Raw genomic sequence first — 13,647 nt, forward strand, 5'->3', positions numbered from 1 at the left:
GCGGAGCCCCGGAGTGGTCACAATCGCGCCCATGCACGGCAACTCAGTGCCGGACTCCTACGTGTATGTCACCGAAGAAGGCGTGACCCGTCACTACGAGGACGGCAGCGTTGACGCCCTCGCGTGGGAGGACGTCGTCGAGGTGCGGGTAGTGGGCGATACGGACTCGGACATCCTGTACATCCTTCTTGATCGAGGGGGCCAGGGGTGCGTGGTGCCCAGCTCGGCGACCGACGCGACCTTCCTCGCCCGTCTCCGGTATCTCCCGGATTTCGATCTCGATCGGCTCGGTGCGGCGGTGGAGGCCGCGCGCGACGACTACGTCGTCGTATGGCGCAGTCCAGAACCACCTTCCGCTCTTCCGGATTTTGAATACGACTAATTTCACATTATTGACAAATAATAAGCGGTCAAACGTACACGTTTGAACCGCTCCGTCAAGATGTCATCTCCGTTGCACTTCGGCCAATAGTGGACAGTGGCCGGTATTCCCCTGCCCAATGGTGATCACTAGGATTTCCATGGGTATCCACGCTCCTGATGCATTAGGGAATACTGTCAACTATTGAAATGAGATGCGTGGCACCTTATCCGGACGAGTCGGGGCATCTTGGGTGGGGTGGTATGAGAGTGGGAACTGAGGAGCTCGTCATCGGGCTCCTTAAGAGTCCAGTGCGCACTTCTCCGAGTATTTGGACACGCCCTTATGTGCGTATTCTCCTGGTCGGAGATGTCGCGTGTTCGGTGGTCGCCTGCGGAGTCGTTCTCGGAATTCGAATCTGGTTCGGTGCTTTCATTCCCGAGACGGAGGCGCTGCTCGGACTGGGGCTCGCCCTGGTGTGGCCACTGGCCCTGGCCGCGGGGGGCGCCTATCGCAAGCGCACCTACGGTGAGGGAACGGATGAGTTCCGGACGGTCTTCAACGGCGCCGCGGGCCTGACGGCCACCGTCGCGATCGGGGCCTACGTCACGCAGACACCCATTGCCCGCAGCTTCGTCATGGCGATGTTCCCGCTGGCCTTCATCCTCAACGCCGTCTTCCGCCACCGGATGCGCAAGCGGCTCCACCGCAGGCGCATCCGCGGTGACCACATGCGCCAGGTGGTCGCCGTCGGCCACCGGGAGTCGGTGCTCGACCTGGTGATACAGCTGCGCGGGCAGCCGCACCACGGCATGCTCGTCGTCGCCGTGTGCCTGCCCGCCGGCCCCGACATGGTCGATGTCGACGGGATCCCGGTCCTCGGGGGCTTCTCCGACGTCGCCGCGGTGGTGGCCAAGGTCAACGCCGACGCCGTCGCCGTGCTGGCCTGCCCGGAGTTGGACGGCGCTGCGCTGCGCAGGCTCGCCTGGGGCCTGGAGGACGCCCGTACCGACCTGTTCGTGGCACCCGCGCTGATGGACGTGGCCGGCCCGCGCATCAGCATCAGCCCGGTCGCGGGCATGCCGCTCCTGCACGTCGAACACCCCGACTTCCGCGGTGCCAGGCGGCTGGCGAAGAGCCTGTTCGACCGGATGGGGGCGGGCCTGGCCCTCCTGGTGCTGGGCGTGCCCATGCTGGTGATCGCCGCGCTGATCCGCGCGACGAGTCCGGGACCCGCGCTCTTCCGTCAGGTCAGGGTGGGCAAGGGCGGGGTGGAGTTCCAGGTGGTGAAGTTCCGCACGATGGTCGTCGACGCGGAACGGCTCAAGATCGACCTGGAACGTGACAACGAGTTCGACGGCGTCCTGTTCAAGATTAGGAACGATCCAAGGATCACCCGGGTGGGCGCCTTCCTGCGCCGATACTCCATCGACGAGCTGCCACAGCTGCTCAACGTGCTGCGCGGTGAGATGTCCCTCGTCGGCCCGCGGCCGCCGCTGCCCGACGAGGTCAGGCAGTACGGCGCCGACGTGCGCCGCCGCCTGGTCGTCCACCCCGGCATGACCGGCCTGTGGCAGGTCAGCGGACGTTCGGACCTGACCTGGGAGGAGTCGGTCCGGCTGGACCTCCGCTACGTGGAGAACTGGTCGCTCTTCCTGGACCTGCAGATCCTCTGGAAGACCTGGAGCGCCGTGATCGGCGGAGAAGGGGCCTACTAGTGAAAGCACTCGTGCTCGCCGGAGGGGCGGGCACCCGGTTGCGGCCGATCACCCACACCTCGGCCAAGCAGCTCGTACCGGTGGCCAACAAGCCCGTGCTCTTCTACGGTCTTGAGGCCATCGCCGCCGCGGGCATCCGTGAGATCGGGATCGTGGTGGGCGACACGCACGCCGAGATCGAGGCGGCCGTCGGCGACGGCCGCGCGTTCGGCCTGGAGGTGACCTACATCCGCCAGCGGGCGCCGCTGGGCCTGGCCCACGCGGTGCTCGTCGCCCGCGACTACCTCGGTGCCGACGACTTCGTCATGTATCTCGGCGACAACTTCATCGTCGGCGGCATCAACGGGGTCGTCGAGAGTTTCGCCCGCGAGCGGCCCGCCGCCCACATCATGCTCACCAGGGTCGGCGATCCCCGGCAGTTCGGGGTCGCCGAGCTCGACGAGGCGGGCCGGGTGATCGGGCTTGAGGAGAAGCCGCCGGTCCCCAAGAGCGATCTCGCGCTGGTCGGCGTCTACCTGTTCAGCGCCGCGATCCACGAGGCGGTGGCCGAGCTCAAGCCCTCCTGGCGGGGCGAGCTGGAGATCACCGACGCCATCCACTGGCTGATCGCCGACGGGCGGCCGGTCGCCTCCACGGTCATCTCCGGCTACTGGAAGGACACCGGGAACGTCACGGACATGCTGGAGGTCAACCGGCTGGTGCTGGAGTCCCTGGAGCCCCGGGTGGACGGCCTGGTCGACGGCGCCAGCCAGCTGATCGGCCGGGTGGTCGTCGAGGCCGGTGCCGAGATCGAGAGGTCCCGCATCGTCGGGCCGGCGATCATCGGCTCCGGAGCCCGGGTCCGCGACAGTTACATCGGCCCCTTCACCTCGATCGCGACAGGCTGCGCGATCAGCGGCAGCGAGATCGAGTACTCGATCGTCCTGCCCAGGTCCTCGATCGCCGGAGTCTCGCGGATCGAGGCGTCCCTCATCGGCCACGACGTCGAGGTCACCCCCGCCCCCAACACCCCCAGAGCCCACCGCCTCGTGCTGGGCGATCACAGCAAGGTGCAGATCAGCTCATGACAACCTGCAGGCTGTGCGGCTCGACGAGCCTCGCCAGCGTCGTCGACCTCGGGGCGACACCGCCCTGCGAACGATTCCTCACCGAACGGCAGCTGGCGGAGCCGGAGGTCACCTACCCGCTGCACCTGCGGGTCTGCACCGGCTGCTGGCTGGCGCAGATCCCGCCGATGATCACGCCCGAGGAGACCTTCACCGAGTACGCCTACTTCTCCTCGTACTCGACGTCGTGGGTGGAGCACGCGCGGGAGTTCGTGAGCGGGGCGGCCGACCGGCTCGGGCTGGGCGGTGACTCGTTCGTGGTCGAGGTGGCCAGCAACGACGGGTACCTGCTGCGGCACGTCGTCGAGCGGGGCATCCGCTGCCTGGGCGTCGAGCCTTCCGAGAACGTCGGCCAGGCGGCCAGGGACGCCGGGGTGCCGACTCACACCGCCTTCCTCGACGAGCGGACCGGCGCCTCGGTGCGCGCGGAGCACGGGCCGGCCGACCTGGTGGTGGCCAACAACGTCTACGCCCACATCCCGGACGTCATCGGGTTCACCCGGGGACTGCGCGCCCTGGTGGCCGACGACGGCTGGGTCTCCATCGAGGTCCAGCACCTGCTCACCCTGATGGAGCACAACCAGTACGACACGATCTATCACGAGCACTTCCAGTACTACACGGTCGCCTCCGCGCGGAGCGCCCTGGCGAGCGGCGGCCTTCGTCTCGTGGACGTCGAGTCGCTGCCCACGCACGGCGGCTCGATCCGCCTGTGGGCCCGGCCGGCGGAGATCGCGGGCGAGCCGGGCGAGCGGGTGGCCGCGCTGCTCGCCACGGAGAAGGCCGCGGGCCTGCACGAGCTGTCGGGGTACACCGAGTTCGGCGCGCGGGTGGCGCGGGTGCGAAGGGACCTGCTGACCTTCCTCCTCGACGCCGCCCGCCAGGGCCGGACCGTCGCCGGCTACGGGGCGCCCGGCAAGGGCAACACCCTGCTCAACCACTGTGGGATCCGGCCCGACCTGCTCCCCTTCACCGTCGACCGCAATCCGTACAAGCACGGCAGGTTCACCCCCGGCACCCGCGTACCGATCCTGCCGCCCGAGCGGCTCGCCGAGGAGCGGCCCGATTACGTGCTGGTCCTGCCGTGGAACCTCCGCGAGGAACTCGTCGAGCAGCTGTCCTTCGTACACGCCTGGGGAGGCCGGCTGGTCTTCCCCATCCCCAACCTGGAGATCGTCGAGGTGAACCCGTGAAGGTCGTCCTCTTCTGCGGCGGATACGGCACCAGGATGCGCACCGGCACCCCCGGTGACGCGCCCAAGCCCATGCAGCTCGTGGGGCCTCGGCCGCTCATCTGGCATGTGATGCGCTACTACGCGCACTTCGGGCACACCGAGTTCATCCTCTGCCTCGGCTACGGTGCGCACCACATCAAGGACTTCTTCCTGAACTACCAGGAGACGACCTCCAACGACTTCGTGCTGCGCGGCGGCAGGGTCGAACTGCTGTCCACCGACATCTCCGACTGGTCGATCTCGTTCGTGCAGACCGGGATCGCCTCCCCGATCGGCGAGCGGCTGCGCCGGGTCCGCGACCATCTGGACGGCGAGGAGATGTTCCTGGCCAACTACGCGGACGTGCTCACCGACGCGCCACTGCCGGAGATCGTCGACCGCTTCACCCTCTCGGGCGCGGGCGCGTCGATGATGGTGGTGCCGCCCTCGGACACCTTCCACTGCATCGAGCTGGGCGAGCGCGGCACGGTCGGCGGGATCACCCCGGTCAGCGAGATGCCGCTCTGGGTCAACGGCGGATACTTCGTGCTCCGCCAGGAGATCTTCGACCACATCCCGGCAGGCGGTGACCTGGTCGCGGACGGCTGCGCCGAGCTGGCCAAGCGCGGCAGGCTGCTGGCCTACCCGCACCGCGGCTACTGGCGGCCGACGGACACGGTCAAGGAGCGGGTCGCCCTCGACGAGGCGTACTCGCGCGGCGACCGCCCCTGGGCGCTCTGGGAGCGCGAGCACCTGGCGGTGCCGGCCACGTGATCCGCTTCAGACCGGCCCAGGCGGGCCGGATCGCGCTGCTCGCCGCGCACTGCGACGACCTCGCCATCGGGGCGGGCGGCAGCCTGCTGACCCTCTGCGCCGCGCGCCCCGGCATCCGGGTGGACGCCCTGGTGCTCTCCGGCGGCGGGACCGAGCGCCAGGACGAGGAGCACGCGGCGCTGACCGCCTTCTGTCCGGGCGCGGACCTGCGGCTCACCGTGCTCAAGCTGCCCGACGGGCGGCTGCCCGCGCGCTGGGAGGAGGCCAAGGAGGCGGTGGAGGAGCTGCGCGCGCGCACCGACCCCGGCCTGCTGTTCGCGCCGCACCCCGCCGACGCCCACCAGGACCACCGGACGCTGGCCGAGCTGGTGCCCACGGCCTTCCGCGACCACCAGGTGCTCGGCTACGAGATCGCCAAATGGGACGGCGACCTCGGGCGCCCCTCGGTCTACCAGCCGCTCGCGCCCGAGGTGGCCGAGGCGAAGGTGAGCCTGCTCCAGCGCCACTACCCCTCGCAGCGCCACCGCCCCTGGTACGACCGCGAGGCGTTCCTCGGGCTGGCCCGCATCCGCGGGATCGAATGCCACGCCCGCTACGCCGAGGCGTTCCACGTCAACAAGCTGACCCTTGACCTGTCTGGAGGTTGAACCGGATGCGTGTGCTGCTGACCGGGCACCAGGGCTACCTGGGGAGTGTGATGGCCCCGGTGCTCGTCGCCGCGGGCCACGAGGTGATCGGGCTCGACTCCGGGCTCTTCGCCGGATGCCTGCTGGGCCCCGCGCCCGGCGACCCGCCAGGACACGCGGTCGACCTACGGGACGTCACCCCCGAGCTCCTGGCGGGGGTGGACGCGGTGGTGCACCTCGCCGCGCTCTCCAACGACCCGCTGGGCGCGCTGGCGCCCGAGCTGACCTATGACATCAACCACCGCGCCGCGGTGCGTCTGGCGAGGCTGGCCCGGGACGCGGGCGTGCGCCGGTTCCTGTACGCCTCCACCTGCTCGGTCTACGGCGCCTCAGGCGATGACCTGGTCGACGAGGACGCGCCGCTGCGCCCGGTGACCCCCTACGCCGACTCCAAGGTCAGGGTCGAGAGCGACCTGTTCAAGCTGGCCGACGGGGACTTCAGCCCGGTGTTCCTGCGCAACGCCACCGCCTTCGGGTTCTCGCCCAGGTTGCGCGCGGACATCGTGCTGAACAACCTCGCCGGGCACGCGCTGCTGTCCGGGGAGGTCAGGGTGCTGTCCGACGGCACCCCGTGGCGCCCGCTGGTGCACGCCGCCGACATCGCGAACGCCTTCGCCATGGCGCTGGCCGCCCCGCGCGACGCCGTCCACGCCAGGGCGTTCAACGTCGGCTCAGAGGAGAACAACCTGACGGTGGCCCAGATCGCCGCCGAGGTCGCCGAGGCGGTGCCGGAGGCCCGGGTCGTGATCACCGGGGAGACCGGGGCCGACCCGCGCTCCTACCGGGTCGACTTCTCCCGCATCCGCGACGCGCTCCCCGGCTACCAGGCGCTGTGGACGATCAAGGCGGGCGCGCTCCAGCTGGTCGAGGCGTACCGGTGGCTCGGCCTGACGGCGGACGACTTCCAGCGCCGCTTCACCAGGCTGGCCTGGCTGTCCGCCCGGCGCGAGGCGGGCACCGTCGACGGCGCGCTGCGCCCGCGCCAAGTGGCGGGGGCGGTGAACGATGACCGATGACGGCGAGGGGCGCGGGATGCACGCCCTGGTGGAGCGGCTCTATCCGCTCTGCCGGAGCATCACCGGCGACGGCGTGCGCCGCACCCTGGAGATCGTCGCGGAGTCCGTCAGCCTGCAGGTCCACGAGGTGCCGACGGGGACCCAGGTCCTGGACTGGACGGTGCCCAGGGAGTGGAACATCCGCGACGCCTACGTCAAGGACGCCTCCGGTGCCAGGGTCGTCGACTTCGCCGCGTCGAACCTGCACGTGGTCGGCTACAGCGTCCCGGTGTCGGCCACCATGACCCTGGACGAGCTCCGGCCCCACCTGCACACGCTGCCCGAGCAGCCGGGGCTGATCCCGTACCGGACCGGCTACTACGCACAGACGTGGGGCTTCTGCCTGGCCCACGACACCCTTGCGGGCCTGGCCGGCGGGCGGTACGAGGTCATGATCGACTCCACGCTCGCCGACGGCCACCTGACCTACGGCGAGCACGTGGTGCCGGGCAGGGTCGATGAGGAGGTGCTCGTCTCCTGCCACGTGTGCCACCCCTCGCTGGCCAACGACAACCTGGCGGGCGTCGCCGTGGCGATCGGGCTCGCGCGGCGGCTGGCCGCGGCCGACCCGTGGTACACCTACCGCTTCCTGTTCGCTCCCGGCACCATCGGCGCGATCACCTGGCTGGCGCGCAACCGGGAACGCGCGGGGCGGATCAGGCACGGCCTGGTGCTGGCCTGCGCGGGGGATCGCGGCCCGCTGACCTACAAGCGCAGCAGGCGGGGCGACGCCGAGATCGACCGCGCCGTGCGGCACGTCCTGCGGACCTCGGGGCGTGACCACACGGTCGTGGACTTCTCCCCCTACGGCTACGACGAGCGGCAGTTCTGCTCGCCGGGCTTCGACCTGCCCGTTGGCTCGCTCACCAGGACCCCCTACGCGGGCTACCCGGAATATCACACCTCCGCCGACAATCCGGACTTCGTCTCCCCGGAGGCGATGGCCGACACCCTGCAGACCTGCTGGGAGGTCACCCGGGTGCTTGAGGGCAACCGCGCCTATCTCAACCTCAGCCCCCACGGAGAGCCGCAGCTGGGCAGGCGTGGCCTGTACGGGGCGCTGGGCGGGCGCAGCGACACGCAGGAGGCCCAGATGGCGATGTTGTGGGTGCTGAACCTCTCCGACGGGGAGCACAACCTCCTGGACATCGCGGAACGATCCGATCTGCCCTTCGCCGCGGTGGCCGACGCGGCACGGGCACTGTGCGGCGCGGGACTGCTCAAGGAGTGCGGGAAATGACACTGCAACGGGCCGGCATGGGTTCTGGAACGCTCGACCTCCGGGTCGGCGAGACGGTGGAGGTGCTCGGCGAGGCCGAGATCATGGCCACCCTGGACGAGCGGGGAGAGCTGGACGCGCTGCCCTTCATGCCGGAGATGCTGGCCTTCTGCGGGCGGCGGCTCACCGTGCACAAGGTGGCGCACAAGCTCTGCGACACGATCAGCGGCAGCGGCATGCGGCGGATGGAACGGGCGGTCCACCTGACCGGGGCCCGCTGCGACGGGCAGGCGCACGGCGGCTGCCAGACGGCCTGCCAGTTCTACTGGAAGGAGTCCTGGCTCAAGCGGGTGGATCCGGACTCCCCTCTCACCCCGGTCACCGAGCACGACCTCGCCGCGGGCCGGCCCCTGCTGCCGATCCTGCAGGCCGCGACCAGGAAGGAGCCGGGACCGGGCGGGGAGGAGCGCTTCTCCTGCCAGGCGACCGAACTGCTCCGCGCCGCGCCCACCTGCCTGCCGTTCAAGGACGTCGGGCAGTACGTCGCCGACGTGCGGACGGGGAACGTGGGCGTGCCCTGGATGCTGCGCTCGTTCCTCGTCGGGCTGTTCAACCGCTTCCAGCAGGCCAGCAGGCGGGTCCTGCCCAGGTGGCTGTGGATCAGGGGCGGGCTGCGCTGGGGGTTCGTCAGGGGCAAGGCCGGACCCACCACTCCGACGCGGACCCTGGACCTGCGTCCAGGGGAGCTGGTCCGGGTCAGGTCCAAGGAGGAGATCCTCCAGACGCTCAACGACGACCTGCTCAACCGCGGCATGGGGTTCGAGGAGGAGATGTCGCGGTACTGCGGGCACGTCGCGCGGGTGAGCGCCCGCGTCGAGCGGTGCCTGGACGAGAAGACCGGCCGGATGCTGCACATGAAGAACCCCTGCATCGTCCTGGACGGCGTCATCTGCGCGGGCGCGTACAACGTCAGCTGCCCGCGCGAGTTCGTGCCGTTCTGGCGGGAGATCTGGCTCGAACGCGTTGAGGAGCCCAGCTGAGCCGATCACCCCACGAGACAGGCGGAAGGCACGGATGAACCAGCGACAGGGCGGGGACGCCGGCGATCGCGGCGAAACCGGTGTGGTCGGCACGGCCGACGAGACCGGTGCCGGCGACGCGACCGGAACGGCCGGTGAGCAGGTCGGGACGATCGGCAGGAAGGCCGGCCGCGGGTTGCGCTGGAGTCTGCTGGGCAACCTGGGGACCAAGGTGACGACCTTCGTCATGGGGCTGGTGCTCGCCAGGCTGCTCGTGCCGGAGGATTTCGGCCTCTACGCCATCGCGCTCGCCGCGACCACCTTCGTCATGCACGTCAACGACGTCGGCATCATCGCCGCCACCGTGCAGTGGCGGGGCAGGGTCGAGGAGATGGCGCCGACGGCGACGGTCATGGCCCTGGCGTTCAGCACCGGGATATACGGGATCTTCTGGGTGGTGGCTCCGTACTTCGCGGAGCTGGCGGGCAGTGCGGAGGCCACCCCGGTGGTCCGGCTGCTCACCGCGATCATCCTCATCGACGGTGCCACCGCGGTGCGGGCCGGCTCGCTGATGCGCGGGTTCGGGCACGACAGGCTGACCAAGGCCAACATCGCGGGCTCGCTGGTCAACGCGGCGGTGGCCGTCACGCTCGCCGCGAACGGCGCCGGAGCCTACAGCTTCGCCTGCGGGCAGGTCGCGGCCAACGCGGTCACCGGCGCGCTGGTGCTCGCCTGGGCGGGGCTGCCGTTCCGCCTCGGCTTCGACCGGGAGGTCGCGGCCAGGCTGCTGCGGTTCGGCGCGCCGCTGGCCCTGGGCCTCGGCATCGAGGCGGTGCTGATGAACGCCGACTACGTCATCGTCGGCGCCGTGCTCGGCCCCGCCGCGCTCGGCTTCTACCTGCTGGCCTTCAACGTCTCCAGCTGGGTGCCCAGCGTGATCGGGACCGCCCTGCGCTACGTCACGGTGCCCAGCTTCTCCCGGCTGGCCGAGCAGCGGCCCGAGTCGCTCTCGCTGGGGGTGCAGCGCTCGGTGCCGCTGCTGGTCGCGTTCGTGCTCCCGGTCGCCGTCGTGACGGCCACGCTGGCGCCGGAGATCGTGGCGTTCCTCTACGGCGAGAAATGGGCACCGGCCGCCGGGGTCCTGGCGCTGCTCGCGGTCCTGCTGGTCGTGCGGATGCTCACCTCCCTCGCCTTCGACATCCTCACCTCGGCGGGTGCGACCAGGGCCACCGTGTGGATGAACCTCGGCTGGGCCGTGGCGCTGGTGCCCGCGCTGTGGGCGGGGACGCACTGGTACGGCATCCGCGGCGCGGCGATCGGTCACGCGCTGGCCGGCCTCCTGGTCGCCCTGCCGATGGCGGTGCTGATGCTGAGCCGCGCGGGGGTGCGTCTGGCGCCGGTGCTTCCGGCCCTGGTCCGCCCGCTGCTGGGCGCCGTGCTCGCGGCGGCGGTGACCGTGGCGCTCGCCGTGCTGGTCGGCGGGGTGACGGCCGCCCCGCTCGTCCGGCTCTGCGTGGCCGGCGCCGGGGGACTGCTCGCCTACGTCCTGCTCGCCGTACCCGCGGCGCGGCTCAGAGAGCTCGGCGCGCGGGCCGTTCCCGTCCGTGCCCGCTGAACCGCCGACCAGAGCCCGCCGAACCATCACCGAGAGGGAGAAGACCGGATGCCGAACTCCGACACGCTGGTGTCCATCGTGCTTCCCGTGCGCGACGGCGCCGGGCGGATCGAGGGCGCGGTCCGCTCGGTCCTCGGCCAGGACCACGAGCGCCTCCAGCTGGTGATCTCCGACAACGCGTCCACGGACGGCACCGAGGAGATCTGCCGTGACCTGGCCGCGACCGACAGCCGGATCGTCTACCGCAGGCATCCGGAGAACGTGGGTCTGTTCGACAACTTCGTCCGTACCGTCGAACTGGTCGAGGGCGAGTTCTTCCGCTGGGTCGGCGACGACGACCGGCTGGAGCCCGCGTGCGTCTCCCGCTCCCTGCGGGCCTTCGCCGAGGACGACCGGCTCGTCCTGGTCACCACGCAGGTCGCCTACACCGGGCCCGACGGGATGGCCGCGACCGCACCCCTGGAGGGCTCGGGGCTGGCCTCGGACGACCCGGTCGAGCGGTTCGCCGAGATGCTGCGGCTGCTCAATGAGAGCCACCTGCTCATCGACCCGCTGTACGGCCTGTTGCGGCGCGAGCCGCTGGCGCGAATCCCCCGGCGGAACATGCTCCGCGAGGACGAGGTGTTCGCGGCGAAGCTGGCGCTGGCCGGACCGTGGGGGCACGTTCCCGAGGTCCTCGCCCACCGCAACTGGAAGCACGACACCCTGTCCGCGATCGCCCGCCGCCTCGACGTGCCGCCCTGGCGGGCCCGCTGCTCCACCCTCCTGCAGTGCCGGGAGCTGCTGGGCTGGCTGCGGGGGGCCGGCCTCACCGGCGAGCAGCACCGTCGCGCCCGCGCGGCCGTCCTCGGCATGTACGCGCGCCGCCAGCGGCTCACCGCGGCCCGCCGGGGCCGCAGGCTCGCCCTGATCGCCTCGGGGCTGGTCCCCGGTACCCGCTCCAGTGACCCGCTTCAGTGACTCACAGAAAGGCGAACCACCGTGACCACCGTCTTCTCCAACAGCGTGGTGGACGACGACACTCGCAGGGAACTGCTCTACCAGGGGCAGGTCTTCGTCTACTCGGCGACGCCCGCCTCCACCCTGCTGGCGGCCTTCGCCCGGGAGATGACCGCCGAGGCGTTCGGCGGGCGCGACCCGGAGACCGCACAGTTCGACATGCCGGTCGAGGAGTTCGCCGACCTGCTGGCCCGGCTCAAGCCACGGTTCATCCACCATCCCCGGTGCAAGGAACTGCTGCCCGCGGTTCTGCGGGAGCTGGGCTGCGACCTGGACCGGACCTACTTCGACGTGCCCCGGCTGCGCACCTCCACCTCTCACGACTACCTCACCTCCGGGATCTCCTACGCCTTCCACCCCCATCGGGACTGCTGGTACTCGGCCCCTTTCACCCAGCTCAACTGGTGGATCCCGGTCTACGAGGTGGTCCCGGAGAACGTGATGGCCTTCCATCCCCAGTACTTCGGCAGCCCGGTGCGCAACGGCAGCGCGCGCTACGACTACGCCGAGTGGAACAGGACAAGCCGGCTCACCGCGGCCCGGCACGTGCGCGGCGACACCAGGGAGCAGCCCAGACCGGAGGAGAACGTCGTGCTCGACCCGCAGGTGCGGGTGGTGCCCGAGCCGGGGGGCGTCATGGTGTTCTCCGGCGCCCAGCTGCACTCCACGGTGCCCAACACCTCGGGCAGGACCCGCTTCAGCATCGACTTCCGCACCGTGCACATCGACGACGTGCGCGCCCGCCGCGGCGCGCGCAACGTGGACGCGGCGTGCACCGGCACCACCCTGCGCGACTTCGTGCGCTGCGCCGACCTCGACCCGATGCCGGAGGAACTGGCGCTGGAGTACGAGGCGGAGGCGCTGGCCAGGGTCGGGTGAGCGGCGGACTCCCGGCCACCGACACACCGCAGTAGTGACAAGGAGTTCGTGTGCCGCGACCAATACGCATCGTGTCCCGGGCGTCCGGCGCGCTCGGGGGAGCGGGGAAGACGTAGTGGAGTTCTGGAAGACCATTCTCGACCTCGCCAGAAGGAAGCGGGTCGGGCTTCCACTGGTCGGCCTGGCGCTGCTCGGCGCCGCGGCCGTCTTCTTCCTGGTGCCCCCGCGCTACCTGGCGAGCACCTCCATGGTGCTGACCACGCCCCCCGCGGGAGGGACGACCGACCCGGCCAAGCCACTGGGGCGGAGCAACCCGCTGCTGCAGTTCAGCGACGGTCTCCGGACCACGGCGGGCATCCTCATCCTGTCCATGAACACCGAGGCGGTCGCGGCCGAGCTGGGCGTCGTGAAGGACGGCCCCATCGAGCTGACGATCAACGACGGGCGGACCAACCCCGGCATGCTGGGCATCCTCATGAACGGCCCGTTCGTGTACGTGGAGGTGCGGAGCGACTCCGCCGACCTCTCCCGTGCCGTCATGGCCAGGACCCAGTCCCGCCTGCGGGCCGAGCTGATCCGCAGGCAGGAGACGCTCGGCGCCCCTGTCTCCACCTTCATCGGGCTCGTCGAGGTGGTGCCGCCCGCCTATCCCGTGGTGGACCGGAGCGGCACCTGGAAGGCCATGGGCGGGGCGGCGTTCCTCGTCGTCGTCCTGGGCCTCGGCGCCGCGTACGCGGTGGAGCGCCGCAGGGTGTTCCGGCACTCCTCCTCCGGCGGCGGGCGGTCGGCAGAGCCGTCCCCGGCCCCGGTGGAGATCCCGGCCGACCGGGACGACGGGGCGGACCACGGTGACCACGGTGACCACGGTGACCACGGCGAGCGCGGGGGAGAGCCCGAGAGCGGTGAGGGGTGCGAGGGGCGGGAGGAACAGACGGTGTGAGAAGCGGGCGAGGCAAGCGGTAGAGGACCTGGTCACCGGCCGGGGAACCGTGCGGTTCTCCGG

General features: G+C 70.6%; 13 protein-coding genes. All 13 read left to right on the plus strand.

Annotation, left to right across the window (positions count from 1 at the left end; translation table 11 throughout):
- Nucleotides 1–31: 31 nt before the first annotated feature.
- The 13 genes from ACWD3H_RS31655 (at nucleotide 32) to ACWD3H_RS31715 (ending at nucleotide 13,584) form a co-directional block, all read left to right on the plus strand.
- The gene (locus ACWD3H_RS31655; RefSeq protein ID WP_350955425.1) at nucleotides 32–382 is read left to right on the plus strand and encodes a hypothetical protein; all 351 of its coding nucleotides are present in this window, start codon (nucleotides 32–34) and stop codon (nucleotides 380–382) included.
- Nucleotides 383–624: 242 nt separating this feature from the next.
- Entirely contained in the window at nucleotides 625–2,079 is a 1,455-nt protein-coding gene (locus ACWD3H_RS31660) for a sugar transferase (RefSeq protein ID WP_355550108.1), read from the plus strand.
- On the plus strand, nucleotides 2,079–3,146 hold the full coding sequence (locus ACWD3H_RS31665; RefSeq protein ID WP_355550110.1) for a glucose-1-phosphate thymidylyltransferase: 1,068 nt from the start codon (nucleotides 2,079–2,081) through the stop codon (nucleotides 3,144–3,146). The genes ACWD3H_RS31660 and ACWD3H_RS31665 overlap by 1 nt, the downstream gene beginning before the upstream one ends.
- Nucleotides 3,143–4,378, plus strand: coding sequence for a methyltransferase domain-containing protein (locus ACWD3H_RS31670; protein WP_451957590.1), 1,236 nt, complete (start codon nucleotides 3,143–3,145; stop codon nucleotides 4,376–4,378). The genes ACWD3H_RS31665 and ACWD3H_RS31670 overlap by 4 nt, the downstream gene beginning before the upstream one ends.
- Nucleotides 4,375–5,172, plus strand: a complete 798-nt coding sequence (locus ACWD3H_RS31675; RefSeq protein ID WP_326634945.1) for a sugar phosphate nucleotidyltransferase — start codon at nucleotides 4,375–4,377, stop codon at nucleotides 5,170–5,172. Before ACWD3H_RS31670 ends, ACWD3H_RS31675 begins: the two co-directional genes overlap by 4 nt.
- Nucleotides 5,169–5,819 carry a PIG-L deacetylase family protein gene (locus ACWD3H_RS31680; protein WP_355550115.1) on the plus strand — a complete coding sequence of 217 codons (651 nt, stop codon included), beginning with the start codon at nucleotides 5,169–5,171 and terminating at the stop codon, nucleotides 5,817–5,819. The genes ACWD3H_RS31675 and ACWD3H_RS31680 overlap by 4 nt, the downstream gene beginning before the upstream one ends.
- Nucleotides 5,820–5,824: 5 nt before the next feature.
- Entirely contained in the window at nucleotides 5,825–6,874 is a 1,050-nt protein-coding gene (locus ACWD3H_RS31685) for an NAD-dependent epimerase/dehydratase family protein (protein ID WP_451957591.1), read from the plus strand.
- On the plus strand, nucleotides 6,864–8,153 hold the full coding sequence (locus ACWD3H_RS31690) for a DUF4910 domain-containing protein (protein WP_451957592.1): 1,290 nt from the start codon (nucleotides 6,864–6,866) through the stop codon (nucleotides 8,151–8,153). The genes ACWD3H_RS31685 and ACWD3H_RS31690 overlap by 11 nt, the downstream gene beginning before the upstream one ends.
- Complete coding sequence (locus tag ACWD3H_RS31695; protein ID WP_451957593.1) at nucleotides 8,150–9,172, plus strand: hypothetical protein; 1,023 nt, start codon at nucleotides 8,150–8,152, stop codon at nucleotides 9,170–9,172. The genes ACWD3H_RS31690 and ACWD3H_RS31695 overlap by 4 nt, the downstream gene beginning before the upstream one ends.
- Before the next feature lie 34 nt (nucleotides 9,173–9,206).
- The gene (locus tag ACWD3H_RS31700; RefSeq protein ID WP_451957594.1) at nucleotides 9,207–10,766 is read left to right on the plus strand and encodes a lipopolysaccharide biosynthesis protein; all 1,560 of its coding nucleotides are present in this window, start codon (nucleotides 9,207–9,209) and stop codon (nucleotides 10,764–10,766) included.
- 48 nt (nucleotides 10,767–10,814) lie between these two features.
- Nucleotides 10,815–11,726 carry a glycosyltransferase family 2 protein gene (locus ACWD3H_RS31705; protein WP_451957595.1) on the plus strand — a complete coding sequence of 304 codons (912 nt, stop codon included), beginning with the start codon at nucleotides 10,815–10,817 and terminating at the stop codon, nucleotides 11,724–11,726.
- A gap of 21 nt (nucleotides 11,727–11,747) precedes the next feature.
- A complete protein-coding gene (locus ACWD3H_RS31710; protein ID WP_451957596.1) occupies nucleotides 11,748–12,644 on the plus strand; it encodes a hypothetical protein in 897 nt (298 codons plus the stop codon).
- Between the two features lie 115 nt (nucleotides 12,645–12,759).
- On the plus strand, nucleotides 12,760–13,584 hold the full coding sequence (locus ACWD3H_RS31715; RefSeq protein WP_451957597.1) for a hypothetical protein: 825 nt from the start codon (nucleotides 12,760–12,762) through the stop codon (nucleotides 13,582–13,584).
- Nucleotides 13,585–13,647 lie beyond the last annotated feature (63 nt).

It is taken from the genome of Streptosporangium sp. NPDC002607 (assembly GCF_053592655.1).